This window comes from Pseudomonas sp. DSP3-2-3 (assembly GCF_049898225.1).
Classification (GTDB): domain Bacteria; phylum Pseudomonadota; class Gammaproteobacteria; order Pseudomonadales; family Pseudomonadaceae; genus Aquipseudomonas.
Genome location: NZ_JAFCXH010000013.1, coordinates 57,368 through 73,828, shown reverse-complemented (window position 1 = coordinate 73,828; position 16,461 = coordinate 57,368). Strand labels below are relative to the sequence as shown.

Annotated in this window: 12 protein-coding genes; 9 read left to right on the top strand and 3 right to left on the bottom strand. The window is 59.8% G+C overall.

Translation table 11 applies throughout. From position 1 onward, the window contains the following. Nucleotides 1-148: 148 nt before the first annotated feature. Nucleotides 149-2,608, top strand: coding sequence for a penicillin-binding protein 1A (locus ACP7E4_RS16530; RefSeq protein WP_426116243.1), 2,460 nt, complete (start codon nucleotides 149-151; stop codon nucleotides 2,606-2,608). A gap of 154 nt (nucleotides 2,609-2,762) precedes the next feature. Here the strand turns inward: ACP7E4_RS16530 and ACP7E4_RS16525 are convergent, their stop codons facing one another. The 3 genes from ACP7E4_RS16525 to rpmE form a co-directional block, all read right to left on the bottom strand. Beyond that, nucleotides 2,763-4,031 (bottom strand): malic enzyme-like NAD(P)-binding protein, encoded by a 1,269-nt coding sequence (locus ACP7E4_RS16525; protein ID WP_426116092.1) that lies wholly within the window; start codon nucleotides 4,029-4,031, stop codon nucleotides 2,763-2,765. Between the two features lie 400 nt (nucleotides 4,032-4,431). Next, nucleotides 4,432-5,226 (bottom strand): thermonuclease family protein, encoded by a 795-nt coding sequence (locus ACP7E4_RS16520; protein WP_426116090.1) that lies wholly within the window; start codon nucleotides 5,224-5,226, stop codon nucleotides 4,432-4,434. A gap of 23 nt (nucleotides 5,227-5,249) precedes the next feature. Further along, nucleotides 5,250-5,483 (bottom strand): 50S ribosomal protein L31, encoded by a 234-nt coding sequence (gene rpmE / locus ACP7E4_RS16515; protein WP_020293533.1) that lies wholly within the window; start codon nucleotides 5,481-5,483, stop codon nucleotides 5,250-5,252. A gap of 167 nt (nucleotides 5,484-5,650) precedes the next feature. Here rpmE and ACP7E4_RS16510 point away from each other — a divergent pair, with 167 nt between their 5' ends. From ACP7E4_RS16510 to phaZ, 8 genes are all read left to right on the top strand, one after another. After that, nucleotides 5,651-7,870, top strand: coding sequence for a primosomal protein N' (locus tag ACP7E4_RS16510; protein WP_426116088.1), 2,220 nt, complete (start codon nucleotides 5,651-5,653; stop codon nucleotides 7,868-7,870). 229 nt (nucleotides 7,871-8,099) lie between these two features. Beyond that, nucleotides 8,100-9,836, top strand: coding sequence for an arginine--tRNA ligase (gene argS, locus ACP7E4_RS16505; RefSeq protein ID WP_426116086.1), 1,737 nt, complete (start codon nucleotides 8,100-8,102; stop codon nucleotides 9,834-9,836). A gap of 1 nt (nucleotide 9,837) precedes the next feature. Then, nucleotides 9,838-10,527: an SPOR domain-containing protein gene (locus tag ACP7E4_RS16500; RefSeq protein ID WP_426116084.1), complete on the top strand. Its 690-nt coding sequence runs from the start codon at nucleotides 9,838-9,840 to the stop codon at nucleotides 10,525-10,527. A gap of 383 nt (nucleotides 10,528-10,910) precedes the next feature. Continuing rightward, on the top strand, nucleotides 10,911-11,441 hold the full coding sequence (hslV, locus tag ACP7E4_RS16495) for an ATP-dependent protease subunit HslV (RefSeq protein ID WP_020293529.1): 531 nt from the start codon (nucleotides 10,911-10,913) through the stop codon (nucleotides 11,439-11,441). A gap of 67 nt (nucleotides 11,442-11,508) precedes the next feature. Beyond that, nucleotides 11,509-12,849 (top strand): ATP-dependent protease ATPase subunit HslU, encoded by a 1,341-nt coding sequence (gene hslU, locus ACP7E4_RS16490; RefSeq protein ID WP_426116081.1) that lies wholly within the window; start codon nucleotides 11,509-11,511, stop codon nucleotides 12,847-12,849. A gap of 103 nt (nucleotides 12,850-12,952) precedes the next feature. Next, nucleotides 12,953-13,330: a gamma-butyrobetaine hydroxylase-like domain-containing protein gene (locus ACP7E4_RS16485; protein WP_426116079.1), complete on the top strand. Its 378-nt coding sequence runs from the start codon at nucleotides 12,953-12,955 to the stop codon at nucleotides 13,328-13,330. A 364-nt stretch (nucleotides 13,331-13,694) separates the two neighbouring features. Next, nucleotides 13,695-15,374, top strand: coding sequence for a class II poly(R)-hydroxyalkanoic acid synthase (gene phaC, locus ACP7E4_RS16480; RefSeq protein ID WP_426116077.1), 1,680 nt, complete (start codon nucleotides 13,695-13,697; stop codon nucleotides 15,372-15,374). Nucleotides 15,375-15,518: 144 nt separating this feature from the next. After that, nucleotides 15,519-16,373, top strand: coding sequence for a poly(3-hydroxyalkanoate) depolymerase (phaZ, locus tag ACP7E4_RS16475; protein WP_020293525.1), 855 nt, complete (start codon nucleotides 15,519-15,521; stop codon nucleotides 16,371-16,373). The last annotated feature ends 88 nt before the right edge of the window (nucleotides 16,374-16,461 follow it).

Genomic DNA, 16,461 nt, shown 5'->3' with positions numbered 1-16,461 from the left:
CAGTCTTGACAGTAGCGCAAATAACGCTCGGGGACGAAAAATGCTTATAATGCCCAGCGTTTTTTTCGTTTAACCAAGCTTCAAGGCGTGTTCAATTGTAACGGCCTACGCTTAACCCATTCTTTTATCTGGAAATCCAAAAGCCTTGATACGCCTGCTGAAGTTTTTCTGGTGGTCTCTCGTCGCTATATTCTGCGGGCTGTTGCTCGGTTTGAGCGGTGCATTCCTTTATCTGAGCCCAAGCCTGCCCTCGGTAGACGCGCTGCGCAGTATCCAACTGCAAATCCCGCTACGTGTATACAGCAGCGACGGGAAATTGATTGCTGAATTTGGCGAGATGCGCCGCACTCCAATCCGTTTCGCCGAAATACCACCCAACTTCATCAACGCCCTGCTGTCCGCCGAAGACGATAACTTCGCCAATCACTACGGCGTTGACCCTGGCAGCCTGATGCGTGCTGCTTCCCAACTGGTGAAGAGCGGCCACATCCAATCAGGTGGCAGTACTATCACCATGCAAGTGGCGAAAAACTATTTCCTGACCAGCGAACGCAGTTTCTCGCGCAAAACCACCGAGATTCTTCTGGCCCTGCAAATTGAGCGCCAACTTACCAAGGACGAAATCCTTGAGCTCTACGTCAACAAAATCTACCTGGGCAACCGCGCCTACGGGATCGAGGCGGCAGCGCAGGTGTATTACGGCAAATCCATCCGCGACGTAACTCTGGCGCAGATGGCAATGATCGCAGGGCTGCCCAAGGCGCCTTCGCGCTTCAACCCGCTGGCCAACCCGGTTCGCGCCAAAGAACGTCGCGACTGGATCCTGGGCCGTATGTTCAAGCTCGGCAAGATCGATCAAAGCGCTTATCAGGCCGCACTCAGCGAGCCGATCAACGCCAGCTACCATGTTCCGACGCCTGAAGTTAACGCGCCCTACATCGCCGAAATGGCCCGCGCCGAGATGGTCGGCCGTTACGGCAGCGAAGCCTATACCGAAGGCTTCCGCGTCACCACTACAGTGCCAAGCGATCTTCAGGAACACGCCAACAATGCGGTTCAGGAAGGCTTGATCGAGTACGACCAGCGCCACGGCTATCGCGGCCCTGAAAGCCGCTTCCCGGCCATGACTCGCGAGGCCTGGGCACAGGAGCTGACCAAACAACGCACAATCAGCACACTTGAGCCGGCCATCGTCACTCAGGTCGACAAGACCGGCCTGCGCGTCCTGACCCGCAACGGCGAAAAAGAAGAAACCGTCGAATGGGCCACCATGAAATGGGCGCGGCCTTATCTGAACACCAACAGTCTGGGGGCAAATCCCAAGCAACCAGCTGACGTAGCTCATGTTGGCGATCTGGTTCGCCTGCAACGCCAGGAGAATGGCTCGCTTAAATTCAGCCAGATTCCGGTAGCGCAGAGCGCGCTGGTTTCCCTTGATCCACAAAACGGCGCAATTCGCGCACTGGTGGGCGGTTTCGCTTTCGAGCAGAGCAACTACAACCGCGCCCTGCAGGCCAAGCGTCAGCCTGGGTCGAGCTTCAAGCCCTTCCTTTATAGCGCGGCGCTAGACAACGGCTACACCGCGTCGAGCCTGGTGAACGACGCACCTATCGTGTTCGTCGACGAATACCTGGATAAAGTCTGGCGTCCGAAGAACGACACCGGCACCTTCCTCGGCCCGATCCGTCTGCGCGAAGCGTTGTACAAGTCACGCAACCTGGTCTCGATTCGCCTGCTGCAACAGCTGGGCATCGACACCGCGATCAACTACATCACCCGTTTCGGCTTCAACAAGGACGACTTGCCGCGCAACCTGTCCCTGGCGCTGGGTACCGCAACGCTGACGCCGATGGAAATCGTCAGCGGCTGGAGTGCTTTCGCCAACGGCGGCTACAAAGTCAGCCCCTACCTGATCCAGAAAATCGAAAGCCGCGACGGCGCTACGTTGTTCGACGCCAACCCGCCAACCGTACCGGCCGTCGACAGCAAGATCGCCCCGGATACCAAAGTGGTTGCCGTCGCCAACGGCCCGGCGCTGATTACCACGTCGACTGAAGGCCCGCCCCCGGCCACGCCGCCGGTCGATCCGAAAGCACCGGCCGTAGCCGAACGCATTGTCGATGGTCGCACCACGTACATCCTCAACAGCATGTTGCAGGACGTGATCAAGCGCGGCACCGGCCGTCGCGCCCTGGCGATGAATCGTCCGGACATCGCAGGCAAGACCGGTACCACCAACGAGTCCAAGGATGCATGGTTCACCGGCTACAACGCCGATTACGTGACCACCGTCTGGACCGGCTTCGACCAACCGGAAAGCCTGGGACGCCATGAATTTGGCGGTACCGTCGCGCTGCCGATCTGGATGACGTACATGAGCGCCGCGTTGAAAGACAAGCCGCCGCATGTTCAGGCCGAGCCGGATGGCATTCTCAGCCTGCGCGTCGATCCGATCAGCGGCCGCGCGGCTTCGCCAAGCACGCCGAATGCGTTCTTCGAGCTGTTCAAGAGCGAAGACACGCCACCAAGCGTCAACGAACTGGGCGGCGGCAGCGCACCGGGCAGCCCGCTGCCAGCGGATGAGTCAGCGCCGATTGATTTGTTCTAGAGGCGCAGCGGCAAGCTTCAAGCTTCAAGCGGCAAGAAAAAGCAGCGGAGAACCGGATTGCCGTGCTCTATCAGCTTGTAGCTTGTAGCTTGAAACTTCCCCATAAAAAAAACCCGGCTAATGGCCGGGGTTTTTTATGGGGCTACTAACAACGTTAGCCGTTAAACACGTCATCAACGCTGGTCAGCGGGTAGTGCTTTGGATACGGCAGGGTCGCAACGCCGCTTTCGATGGCAGCCTTGGCCACCGCGTCGGCGATCAGGCCCAGCAGGCGGGTATCCATTGGTTTCGGGATGATGTATTCACGACCGAATTCCAGCTTGATACCACCGTAGGCGTCGCACACTTCCTGTGGAACAGGCAGCTTGGCCAGCTCACGCAGGGCGTTGGCGGCGGCGATTTTCATTTCTTCGTTGATGCGCTTGGCGCGAACGTCCAGGGCTCCACGGAAGATGAAGGGGAAGCCCAGCACGTTGTTGACCTGGTTCGGGTAGTCCGAACGGCCGGTCGCCATGATCACGTCATCGCGGGTGGCGTGCGCCAGCTCCGGGGATATTTCCGGATCCGGGTTCGAGCAGGCGAACACGATTGGATCCTTGGCCATCAGCTTGAGGTTTTCAGCGCTCAGCAGATTCGGGCCGGACAGACCGACGAACACATCGGCGCCGTCGAGAGCGTCGGACAGCGTGCGTTTTTCAGTGGCGTGAGCAAACACCGCCTTGTACTGGTTCAGGTCGCTGCGCTCGGCGTGGATCACACCGGTGCGGTCAACCATGAAGATGTTTTCGATTTTCGCACCCATGCTCACCAGCAACTTCATGCAGGAGATGGCCGCAGCACCAGCGCCCAGGCAGACGATTTTCGCGTCTTCCAGGCGCTTGCCGACGATTTCCAGCGCGTTGATCATGCCGGCCGCCGTCACGATCGCGGTGCCGTGCTGGTCATCGTGGAAAACAGGGATATCGCATTGCTCGATCAGCGCTTTCTCGATCTCAAAGCATTCTGGCGCCTTGATGTCTTCGAGATTGATGCCGCCGAAGGTGATGGAGATACGTTTAACGGTATCGATGAAAGCTTGCGGGCTTTCCGAGTCGACTTCGATGTCGAACACGTCAATGCCGGCGAAACGCTTGAACAGAACGCCCTTGCCTTCCATCACTGGCTTGGAAGCCAATGGGCCCAGGTTACCCAGGCCAAGAATGGCGGTGCCATCGGAAATGACTGCTACCAGGTTGCCCTTGCCGGTGTATTTGTAGGCCAGCTCGGGATCACGGGCGATTTCACGCACCGGCTCAGCGACGCCAGGGCTGTAAGCCAGGGCCAGGTCACGAGCGGTTGCGGTTGGCTTGGTGAGTTCGACGCTCAGTTTCCCTGGACGCGGGTTGGCGTGATATTCGAGCGCGGCAGTTTTCAAATCAGACATGTGGGCATTCCGCTTTTTTACTGTGGGACAGACGGACCGCCGAGGATACGCAAGATGCAAAGCCCTAACAAGACTGACCAGTCACTACTGTCAAGGGGCGGGAGCTACGACTTTACGCTTAAATAGGCGCCAACTTGGAGGTTGGACATTCGTTGGCGAGGCTTGCCCGCGAACATAGAATCTCCAACGGATCTACGCAACATTCACGATAGGACGTACAGCCGCTGTATTTGCGTCTACTGGAATGCCGTCTTCCCGGATAAATCCGGTCCCACACAATCAGCGCGATCCAGTGGGACCGGCTTTAGCCGGGAAGGCGTCGGTTCAGACAATACATCTGCGGCACCTGGCGGTTGCCCCCAGACATAGAATCTCCAACGGGCTGTGAACCGGGCGGATTTTAAAGGCCCAGCATCGCCGGGTGGGTAATCGGCATCATCCAGCGCGACTGCCCCGACGCCAGGCCGCCGCGCCTGGAGCGATCGACGATCCAGCCGCGAGCTTCAATCTGCCGGCCTTTCATGCGGCGAACTGCCGCAGCGTCGAATTGCTTCAAAAGTTCTGGCGCGATGCGCAGCACCAGCCCGCCCTGCAGCTCGATCCACAGGCCGCCGCCGTTTTGCTGCACCTCGACGACTTGCCCTGCGACCACAGCGAAACCGCCTCGATTGATCTGCTGCGTAGCCTGCACCGGAGAATTACGCCACAGCCCAAGCCGACCTTGCCGCGCAATGCGCTCGGCGGCCTGCTGACAACCCACCAACGCTACATTGGGCGCGACCGCCACCAGATAACCCAGGCCTTCGCTGAGCAGCTGCGCTTCAAGATTGGCGCCGTTGCGCCCGTAGACATTGGCCAGCGTCCGGCCGTAACGGTCCTTGTCCTGCTCGCCCACTTGCAGGCTGATCCGGCCATCACTTTGCGCAACCAGCGCTTGCAGCCGACGCTTTGCGATTTCGGCGAACGGCTCGGCGGACTGGCCTTGCTTGCCGGTCTCCGGCGTATTCAAGCCGATCATGCGTACGCTGCGGCCATCGGTGAGGCGCAGGGTGTCGCCATCAACCACGCGCTCGACCTGGAAAACCGGCAGTGAAGCAGGCGCCGGGCAAAAGGCCTGGGCCCCGGAAAGCCAAATCGCAGACATAAAAAAGGCGCCCACGAGGGACGCCTTTTTAAGCAGCCTGGAGAAATCCAATGGAGATCCCAGAACGGCCAACCTTACTCTGCAGCAGCAGGAGCTTTGGTTGCGCCGAAAGCACCGAAGCGCGACTTGAACTTGTCAACACGACCGCCGACGTCAAGAGTCTTCTGCTTACCGGTGTAGAACGGGTGGCATTCGTTGCACACGTCCAGGCTCAGCGGCTTGGCAAGTGTGGAGCGAGTTTTGATGACATTGCCGCAGCTGCAAGTAGCGTCAATGGCTTCGTAAACTGGATGGATATCAGCTTTCATCGGTACTTCCTCGGGCTAGCGTGCCGCCATCCAACACTATTGTCGAATACCGCACGTAATTAGGCTGCGGATACTACCAGAGAATCCGCAACACGCAAGCAGCCGTTTAAACCGGTCGTCTGCTAAGATCGCGCATCCGTCATACTCCGTAACAGGGAACCCCCCGCGTGCCCGACGCCATTTTGCGCCTCGCCCTGCCCTCGCCATTGCGTCGCCTGTTCGACTACCGCGCCCCCGCCGGAGTGTTGCGCAGTACGTTGATGCCCGGCATGCGCGTGCGGGTGCCGTTCGGGCGCCGGGAAATGATCGGCATCCTTATAGAAGTCGCCGATCACAGCGATGTCCCCGCCGAAAAACTCAAGCCAGCCATTGCCATCCTCGACCAGCATGCGCCGTTGCCGCCCGCGTTGTTCAAGCTGTGTCTGTGGACCTCTCAGTATTACCAGCACAGCCTCGGCGACACCCTGAGCTGGGCGTTGCCGGTGTTGCTGCGTCAGGGCGAACTTGCCGAATCACGTCAGGAACGCTTCTGGCAGGTGGCGTCCGGCGCCAGCGTCGACGACCCGCGCATCGCCCGCGCACCCAAGCAACGTGAAGCGCTGACCACACTCGCCCAGCATCCCCACGGCGTGGCGCATCAGTTGCTCAGCAAATTGATGCTCAATAAAGAAAGCCTGAATCTGCTGCTGGCCAAACAACTGGTTGAAGTCGAAGTGCGCAGCCACGCGCCAGCGCCACGCCATGAACACTGGCTGGCCCAGCCGGAACTGCCGCTCAATACCGAACAACGCGCCGCGTATGAAGCCATTCGCGCCGGCTTCGACAGTTTTCATGCATTCCTGCTGGCCGGGGTTACCGGCAGCGGCAAGACCGAAGTCTATCTGCAGCTGATTCGCGAAACCCTTGAGGCCGGCAAGCAGGCGCTGGTGTTGATCCCGGAGATCAATCTCGGTCCGCAAACCCTGGCGCGTTTCGAGCAGCGCTTCAACGCGCGCATCGCCCTGGTGCATTCGGCAGTCAATGATCGGGATCGCCTGGACGCCTGGCTCGCCGCCCGCGACGGCGATGCCGACATTATTATCGGCACCCGCTCGGCGCTGTTCACGCCGATGAAGAATCCCGGCCTGATCATCATCGATGAAGAACACGACGGCTCTTATAAACAGCAGGAAGGCCTGCGTTACCACGCGCGGGATCTGGCCCTGGTGCGCGCGCGGCAGGAAAACATTCCCATCGTGCTCGGTTCCGCGACGCCGTCACTGGAAAGCCTGCACAACGCCTACACCGGCCGCTACGGTTTGCTGCGCCTCAATCAGCGGGCGGGCGGCGCACAGCAGCCGAAGTTCCTGCGCCTGGATGTGAAAAGCCGTCCGCTGGACAGCGGTATTTCCGGGCCGATGCAGCAAGCCATTGGCCAGACACTAGCCGCCGGGCAACAAGTGCTGGTGTTCCTCAATCGACGCGGCTTTGCGCCGACCCTGCTATGCCACGACTGCGCGTGGATGTCCGGTTGCCCGCGCTGCGATGCGCGGATGACGGTGCATCAGCGTTCCGGCGAGTTGCGCTGTCACCACTGCGGACATGTCGAACCTGTGCCGCGCCAGTGTCCGTCGTGCGGCAAAGTCGATCTGCGCCCGGTCGGTGCCGGGACTGAACGCGCCGAAGAGCGCCTGGGAATCCTGTTCCCCGATTTCCCGGTGCTGCGCGTCGACCGCGACAGCACCTCGCGCAAGGACGCCATGAATCAGCTGTTCGCGACGATTCAGCGCGGCCAGCCGTGCATTCTGGTGGGCACACAGATGCTTGCCAAAGGACACCACTTTCCCCGGGTCACGCTGGTATCGATTCTCGATGCAGACGGCGGTTTGTTCTCCGGCGACTTCCGCGCCAGCGAGCGCATGGCGCAGCTGATCGTGCAGGTCGCTGGGCGTGCAGGTCGCGCCGAAGAGCCTGGGCGGGTGATCATTCAGACGCATCTGGCCGAGCATCCGCTGTTGATTCAGCTCACCGAGCAAGGTTATTTCGCCTTTGCCGAGCAAGCCTTGAGCGAACGCCGCGCCGCCGGTCTGCCGCCGTTTTCCCACCTGGCGCTGCTGCGCGCTGAAGCGCACAAGCCGGGCCAGGCCGAAGGTTTCCTCGACGAAGCGTGCGCCGAAGCCGAGCAACTGTTGATCGACCTGCAGCTGGGCGGCATTGAGCTGCTGGGCCCGGTGCCGGCGCCGATGGAACGCCGCGCCGGGCGCTATCGCGCGCAACTTCTGGTGCAGGCCAGCGCCCGCGCGCCGCTGCATCGGCTGTTGAGTTCCTGGCTGCTGGCGCTGGAGCAAATGCCCAGCGGACGCCAGGTCAGATGGTCGCTGGATGTGGATCCGGTAGATCTTTATTGAGGCCCCGCACAGTTCCGTGGGAGCGAGCTTGCTCGCGAAAAAGCCGGCACATGCGATACATCTGGAGCCTGAAAGACCGTATTCGCGAGCAAGCTCGCTCCCACACAGTCCGCACAAGTTGAGACCGCACATCCATCGCGGTTGGCAAGGTGGCTCCGGCAACGGATAATGCCCAGTTTTTCCACCCGCGCATCCAGGCGCTGCCGCGCTTGCGGTCGAAGAGAGCACCATGAAAGACACCATTCGCCAGCTGATCCAACAAGCACTGACCCGACTCGTCAACGAAGGCGTCTTGCCAGAAGGGCTGTCGCCGGCGATTCAGGTGGAAAACGCCAAGGACAAGACCCACGGCGATTTCGCCAGCAATATCGCGATGATGCTCGCCAAGCCGGCCGGCATGAAACCGCGTGATCTGGCGGAAAAACTCATTGCTGCGCTGCCTGCCGACGAGCAGGTCAGCAAAGTGGAGATTGCCGGCCCCGGCTTCCTCAACTTCTTCCAGAACACCCAGGCTTTGGCTGCGCGCCTGGATGCCGCGCTGGCCGATCCGAAGCTGTCGACGCACAAGGTCGGCGCAGCGCAGCGCACCGTGGTCGATCTTTCCGCGCCGAACCTGGCCAAGGAAATGCACGTCGGTCACTTGCGCTCGACGATCATTGGCGATGGCGTGGCCAACGTCCTTGAGTTCCTTGGCGACACTGTGATTCGTCAGAACCACGTCGGCGACTGGGGTACGCAATTCGGCATGCTGCTCGCGTATCTGCAGGAACAGCCAGCTGCCAGCGATGAATTGTCCGACCTGGAAGACTTCTACCGCGCCGCGAAAAAACGCTTCGACGAGTCCGAAGAGTTCGCCGAGCGCGCGCGCGCCCTGGTGGTCAAATTGCAGGCGGGCGACGCCGAATGCCTGAGCCTGTGGACAAAATTCAAGGACATCTCGCTTTCCCACTGCCAGAAAGTCTACGACCTGCTGAACGTCAAGCTGACCCCGGCCGACGTGATGGGCGAAAGCGCCTACAACGATGATCTGGCCAATGTAGTCGCGGACCTCAAGGCCGCTGGCCTGCTGGTGGAAAGCAACGGCGCGCAGTGCGTGTTCCTCGAAGAGTTCAAGACCGCCGAAGGCACGCCGCTGCCGGTGATCGTGCAAAAGGCCGGCGGTGGTTATCTTTACGCCACCACTGACCTCGCGGCCATTCGCTATCGCAGCAAGGTGTTGAAGGCGGATCGTGCGTTGTACTTCGTCGATCAGCGTCAGGCGCTGCACTTCCAGCAAGTGTTCGAAGTGGCGCGCAAGGCTGGCTTCGTCCACGACGGCATGCAGCTGGAACACATGGGTTTCGGCACCATGAACGGCGCCGATGGCCGTCCGTTCAAAACCCGCGACGGCGGCACTGTGAAGCTGATCGACCTGCTCGATGAAGCCAAGGAACGCGCCTACACATTGGTCAAGGAGAAGAACCCGGAACTGGCCGAGGACGAATTGCGCACCATCGCCAAAGCCGTGGGCATCAGCGCGGTGAAATACGCCGATCTGTCCAAGCACCGTGCCAGCGATTACAGCTTCAACTTCGAGCAGATGCTCAGCTTCGAAGGCAACACCGCGCCTTATCTGCTTTACGCCTACACCCGCGTCGCCGGTGTGTTCCGCAAGCTCGGCACGCCGTTCGACGCCAGCAAGGGCCAGATCGTGTTGCAGGCTCCACAGGAAACCGAACTGGCGGCGCGTCTGGCGCAGTTCGGCGAAATCCTGAATAACGTCGCCGAAAAAGGCACGCCTCACGTACTCTGTGCGTACATCTATGATTTGGCGGGCCTGTTCTCCAGTTTCTATGAGAACTGCCCGATCCTCGGCGCCGACAATGCGGATCAACAACAAAGCCGTCTGCGCCTTGCTGCCCTGACCGGCCGCACCCTCAAGCAAGGCCTGGATCTCTTGGGCCTGGAAACTCTGGAGCGTATGTAAGTTGGCAGTTGCGAAGAAGAAACCGGCTCCCAAGCGCGGCGCCAGCCGTTACCAGGCACCCGCGAAGAAACCGATTCCTGGATGGTTGTGGCTGGTAATTGGCCTGAGCGTTGGTGCGTTCGTGGTGTTCCTGATGAAGCTCGAACCCGGTGGCGAAGACGTCAAGCGGGTCAAGGCCGATGCCAAGGCGGCCAAGATCGCCGAAGCGAACAAAACGCCGCCGAGCCCGACTGCGCCGGTGAAGCCCAAGTACGACTTCTACACGCTGCTGCCGGAATCGGAAGTCATCGTGCCCAACGAAGCCGTGCCGGAAAAAACCCCGCCGGCGGTGGTTGCGCCAGTGGTTCCGGTTTCGCCTGAGCAAGCCGCGAAAATCGATACGGCACGCGCCCAGGCCGCGCTTAGCGGTCTGACTCCGCCACCGCCGCCACCGGTTGCGAAACCTGCGGCAGTTACCCAGTTCTTCCTGCAGGCGGGCTCGTTCCGCAAGAAAGAAGATGCGGACAAAGTGCGCGCGCAGATCATTTTGCTGGGCCAGACAGCTGGCGTTGAATCCGGCACGGTCAAGGAAGAAACCTGGTATCGCGTATTGGTCGGGCCGTTCAGCAACCGTGAACAGCTGACCGTTGCCCAGAAGCAACTGGCGGGCGGCGGGTTCAGTAACCTGTTGTTGCAGCAGCGCAGTAAGTAACGACTAACGCAAATCTCAGTGGGACCGGCTTCAGCCGGGAACAGGCCGGTACATCCGACGCATTTTCCGCGTCAGAAACACCGCCTTCCCGGCTAAAGCCGGTCCCACACAGACTGTGTGAAAACCCTCGACTGAAAACGAACTGCGCGCTCTCACGTGAATTCTCTAAAAGTTCGCGTGGTGTGCAGACCTAAAACTCACGTAGAAGCGCGGTTTTTAGTTCGTTTTTTAGCCAGCTAACTCGTCTCCGAGGTTTTCACACACTCTGCACAAGTACGTAACACCATTCATCCCCCGACCTTGCTCAAGGTTGAAATACCCTTCCCCACCCCCATATGAGTTTGCACAGGGCATTTTCGCCCCGCTGCGTGGAGACTCTCCCCTTGACCACCATCGTTTCAGTGCGCCGCCACGGCAAAGTCGTCATGGCTGGCGACGGCCAGGTTTCTCTGGGCAACACCGTCATGAAAGGCAACGCGAAAAAAGTGCGTCGTCTCTACCATGGTGAAGTGATCGCCGGTTTCGCCGGGGCCACAGCCGATGCGTTCACTCTTTTCGAACGCTTCGAAGGGCAACTTGAGAAGCACCAAGGTCATCTGGTGCGTGCCGCCGTCGAACTCGCCAAAGAATGGCGTACCGACCGCTCCCTCAGCCGTCTTGAGGCCATGCTCGCCGTCGCCAACAAAGACGCTTCGTTGATCATCACCGGTAACGGCGACGTCGTTGAGCCCGAAGATGGCTTGATCGCCATGGGTTCCGGCGGTCCTTATGCACAGGCCGCGGCGCGCGCCCTGCTGCTCAAGACGGAACTCTCGGCCCGTGAAATCGCCGAAACCGCACTGCATATCGCTGGCGATATCTGCGTGTTCACCAACCACAACATCACCATTGAGGAGCAGGACCTCGCTGAATGAGCCTGCTTTGGCCGCTCGCTTGAGCGGCCATGCAGCCCTTGATTCAGCTGGAGGACCGCCAACTACCATGTCAATGACCCCCCGCGAAATCGTCCACGAACTCAACCGCCATATCATCGGCCAGGACGATGCCAAGCGCGCCGTCGCCATCGCCTTGCGTAATCGCTGGCGCCGGATGCAGTTGCCGGAAGAGCTGCGCGTTGAAGTGACGCCCAAGAACATCCTGATGATCGGCCCGACCGGCGTCGGCAAGACCGAAATTGCCCGTCGTCTGGCCAAGCTGGCCAACGCGCCGTTCATCAAGGTCGAAGCGACCAAGTTCACCGAAGTCGGCTATGTCGGCCGCGACGTGGAGTCGATCATTCGCGACCTCGCCGACGCCGCCATCAAGCTGTTGCGCGAGCAGGAAATCGTCAAGGTGCGCCATCGCGCCGAAGACGCCGCCGAAGAACGCATTCTCGATGCCCTGTTGCCGCCAGCGCGTTCCGCCGGTTTCAACGAAGACGCCGCGCCAGCCAGCGATTCCAACACCCGTCAGCTGTTCCGCAAGCGCCTGCGCGAAGGCCAGCTGGACGACAAGGAAATCGAGATCGAGGTCAGCGAATCCGTGGGTGTCGATATTTCCGCGCCACCTGGCATGGAAGAGATGACCAATCAGCTGCAAAACCTGTTCGCCAACATGGGCAAGGGCAAGAAGAAGAGCCGCAAGCTGAAGGTCAAGGAAGCGCTGAAACTGGTGCGCGAAGAAGAGGCCGGTCGCCTCGTCAACGAAGAAGAACTCAAGGCCAAGGCGCTGGAAGCTGTCGAGCAGCACGGCATCGTGTTCATCGACGAAATCGACAAGGTTGCCAAGCGCGGTAACTCCGGCGGAGTCGACGTTTCCCGCGAAGGCGTGCAGCGCGATCTGCTGCCGCTGATCGAAGGCTGCACGGTCAATACCAAGCTGGGCATGGTCAAGACTGACCACATCCTGTTCATCGCGTCCGGCGCGTTCCACCTGAGCAAGCCGAGCGATCTGGTGCCCGAGCTGCAAGGTCGTCTGCCAATTCGCGTCGAGCTCAAGGCCCTGACGCCGCAGGATTTCGAACGCATCCTCAGCGAGCCGCATGCGTCGCTGACCGAGCAATACTGCGCGCTGCTCAAGACTGAAGGGCTGAACATCGAGTTCCAGCCGGACGGCATCAAGCGTATCGCCGAGATTGCCTGGCAAGTGAACGAAAAGACCGAGAACATCGGCGCCCGCCGACTGCACACCTTGCTTGAGCGACTGCTCGAAGAGGTGTCGTTCAGCGCCGGTGACCTGGCCAGCGCGCCGGGTGCCGAGCTGATCCGGATCGATGCCGACTACGTCAACAGTCACCTGGGTGAACTGGCGAACGACGAAGATCTGTCGCGGTATATTCTTTAAGCTTCGAACGGCAAGCTCCAAGCCACAAGCTGACCGGCTTGTGGCTCGGAGCCGTCGCCGCTCCCTCTTGCAGCTTGTGGCTTGTGGCTTTACGCTGCCTTCTATGCCCAAACTACCCACCGCCATCCAGCTCCACAAAGCCTCGAAAACCCTGACGCTCAAATACGGGGCCGATGAGGAATATCATTTGCCGGCTGAATTCCTGCGGGTGCATTCGCCTTCCGCCGAGGTTCAGGGCCATGGCAAACCGATCCTGCAATTCGGCAAGCTGGGTGTTGGCTTGACCAAGGTCGAACCGGCCGGTCAGTACGCACTGAAATTGACCTTCGATGACGGTCATGACAGCGGATTGTTCACCTGGGAATATCTCTATCAACTGGCGCAACGCCAGGAATCCCTGTGGGACGATTATTTGCTGGAGCTGAAAAACGCCGGCAAATCCCGCGATCCTTCCGAACAAATCATCAAGCTGATGTTGTAATCGCTCTAGCCCGCAGCTCCTGGCCGCTGGGCGTTTTAGGACGCGTTTTCTAATTTCTTTTGTTTCAATGTTCCGCGCAGCGGCCAATGACTGGCGCTGCTTGCGAATTTTTGAAATCTCGCGTAACCAATGACTCTGGCAAGTTCCCTGCATTGAAAAACATGCAGCACAAAGGGTGTGCATCGTAAACCGTCGCAGGGAGCGCAGCTGTTCAGACGCGCAAGACGGTGGCGTTGCCGGCCCCCTTGGAACACGTGTTTTTAGCCATCATCGGTAACCCGAGCAATAGTGCTGGCACTGGCCTGTGGCGCTGTTTTTTTCACAGGGAAGTCAGCGCTCGTCTCAGGACAATGGAGCGTCGTAGATGAGTAGCAAAAGTAACGATGACCTGCAAAAGCAAGCTTCTGAACACACTCTGGGACTCAATCCCGTGGTGGGCTTGCGCCGTAAGGATTTACTCACCACTGCGCGGACGGTGTTACGCCAGGCGCTGAAGCAGCCTTGGCACAGCGCCAAGCATGTCGCGCATTTTGGCCTCGAACTCAAGAATGTATTGCTGGGCAAATCGGCCCTGCAACCGGACAGCGACGACCGACGTTTTCTCGATCCTGCCTGGAGCCAGAACCCGCTGTATCGCCGTTATCTGCAGACCTACCTGGCCTGGCGCAAGGAACTGCATGAATGGGTCGGCTCCAGCAACCTGTCGCCGCAGGACATCAGCCGTGGTCACTTTGTGATCAATCTGCTGACCGAAGCCATGTCGCCCACCAACAGCGCGGCCAACCCCGCTGCGGTCAAGCGCTTCTTCGAGACAGGCGGCAAAAGCGTGCTTGATGGCCTGTCGCATCTGGCCAAGGATCTGGTGCATAACGGCGGCATGCCGAGCCAGGTCAACATGGATGCGTTCGAAGTCGGCAAGAGTCTGGGCACCACCGAAGGCGCCGTGGTGTATCGCAATGACGTGCTGGAACTGATCCAGTACAAGCCGATCACCGAACAAGTACATGAGCGGCCGCTGCTGGTCGTGCCGCCGCAAATCAACAAGTTCTACGTATTCGATCTGAGCCCGGAAAAAAGCCTGGCGCGCTTTTGCCTGCGCAGTCAGGTGCAGACGTTTATCGTCAGCTGGCGCAACCCGACCAAGGCCCAGCGCGAATGGGGCCTTTCGACCTATATCGACGCCCTCAAGGACGCGGTGGAAGTGGTCATGGCCATCACCGGAAGCAAAGACATCAACATGCTGGGCGCCTGTTCCGGCGGCATCACCTGCACCGCGCTGCTGGGGCATTACGCCGCGCTGGGCGAGCAGAAGGTCCATGCCCTGACGTTGCTGGTCAGCGTCCTCGATACTACGCTGGACAGCGATGTGGCGTTGTTCGTCGACGAGCAGACCCTGGAGTCGGCCAAGCGCCATTCCTATCAGGCGGGCGTGCTGGAAGGGCGCGACATGGCCAAGGTCTTTGCCTGGATGCGGCCCAACGATCTGATCTGGAATTACTGGGTCAACAATTACCTGCTGGGCAACGAGCCGCCGGTATTCGACATCCTTTTCTGGAACAACGACACCACGCGTCTGCCGGCGGCGTTTCATGGCGACCTGATCGAGATGTTCAAGAACAATCCGCTGATTCGACCCAACGCCCTGGAAGTCTGCGGCACGCCGATTGACCTCAAGCAGGTCACCAGCGACGTGTTCTGCCTGGCTGGCACCAACGATCACATCACGCCGTGGCTGTCCTGCTACAAGTCGGCGCAATTGTTTGGCGGCAAGACTGAATTCGTGCTGTCCAGCAGCGGTCACATACAGAGCATTCTCAACCCGCCGGGCAATCCCAAGTCGCGCTACATGACCAACCCGGAGATGCCCGTCGATCCCAAGGTCTGGCAAGAGAATGGCACCAAACACACTGATTCCTGGTGGCTGCACTGGCAAAGCTGGCAGGCTGAGCGTTCGGGCAAGCTTAAAAAGACCCCGACACAGTTGGGTAATAAAACCTGGCCAGCGGGCGAGGCATCGCCGGGGACTTATGTTCATGAGCGCTGAGAGCTAACGATCTGGCTGTCTGTGGGACCGGATTTATCCGGGAAGAGGCCCGTCTATCCGATGCATTTTCCGCGTCAGAAACACCGCCTTACCGGCTAAAGCCGGTCCCGCAAGCTCCTCAAAAATTCAAATGGGCTTTCGCGCATGCCGCAACCGTTTATTTTTCGCACCATTGATTTGAATGGTCACAGCATTCGCACCGCAGTGCGCCCCGGCAAACCTCATTTGACACCCTTGCTGATTTTCAATGGCATCGGTGCCAACCTGGAGCTGGTGTTTCCGTTCGTCGATGCGCTGGACCCGGATCTGGAAGTGATTGCCTTCGATGTGCCGGGCGTTGGTGGTTCTTCGACGCCCAGCCGGCCTTATCGCTTTCCCGGCCTGGCCAAGCTGGCGGCGCGGATGCTCGATTATCTGGATTACGGCCAGGTCAATGTCATCGGCGTTTCATGGGGCGGCGCGCTGGCCCAGCAGTTCGCCTACGATTATCCGGAGCGCTGCAAGAAGCTGGTACTGGCGGCCACGGCGGCGGGCGCGGTCATGGTGCCGGGCAAACCCCGCGTGCTGTGGTTGATGGCCAGCCCACGGCGGTATATCCAGCCGTCCCACGTGATTCGGATCGCACCGGAAATCTACGGCGGCGCTTTTCGGCGCGATCCGCATCTGGCGGCGAACCATGCGGCAAAGGTCCGCTCGTCCGGCAAGCTGGGTTATTACTGGCAGTTGTTCGCGGGCATGGGCTGGACCAGCATTCACTGGCTGCACAAGATCCATCAGCCCACGCTGGTGCTGGCCGGTGACGACGACCCGCTGATCCCGCTGATCAATATGCGACTTCTGGCCTGGCGGATACCCAATGCCCAGCTACACATAATCGATGACGGTCATTTGTTTTTGATCACCCGGGCTGAGGCCGTGGCGCCCATCATCATGAAATTTCTGGAGCAGGAACGGCAGCGCGCCGTCATGCATCCACACCCTGCGCCCAGCGCGCGCTGAATTCATCGTCTTTAATCCACCACTCAAGGTTCACGACTCAAGATAGGCAAGACGCTTCACTGACTGCGCGCGAAGATCGGAGTTTCGC

Coding starts and splice junctions, on each gene's coding strand:
- ACP7E4_RS16525 (WP_426116092.1), bottom strand. CDS start 4,031: ATGTCTGATTTGAAAACTGCCGCGCTCGAATATCACGCCAACCCGCGT.
- rpmE (WP_020293533.1), bottom strand. CDS start 5,483: ATGAAAGCTGATATCCATCCAGTTTACGAAGCCATTGACGCTACTTGC.
- argS (WP_426116086.1), top strand. CDS start 8,100: ATGAAAGACACCATTCGCCAGCTGATCCAACAAGCACTGACCCGACTC.
- hslU (WP_426116081.1), top strand. CDS start 11,509: ATGTCAATGACCCCCCGCGAAATCGTCCACGAACTCAACCGCCATATC.
- ACP7E4_RS16485 (WP_426116079.1), top strand. CDS start 12,953: ATGCCCAAACTACCCACCGCCATCCAGCTCCACAAAGCCTCGAAAACC.
- phaC (WP_426116077.1), top strand. CDS start 13,695: ATGAGTAGCAAAAGTAACGATGACCTGCAAAAGCAAGCTTCTGAACAC.
- phaZ (WP_020293525.1), top strand. CDS start 15,519: ATGCCGCAACCGTTTATTTTTCGCACCATTGATTTGAATGGTCACAGC.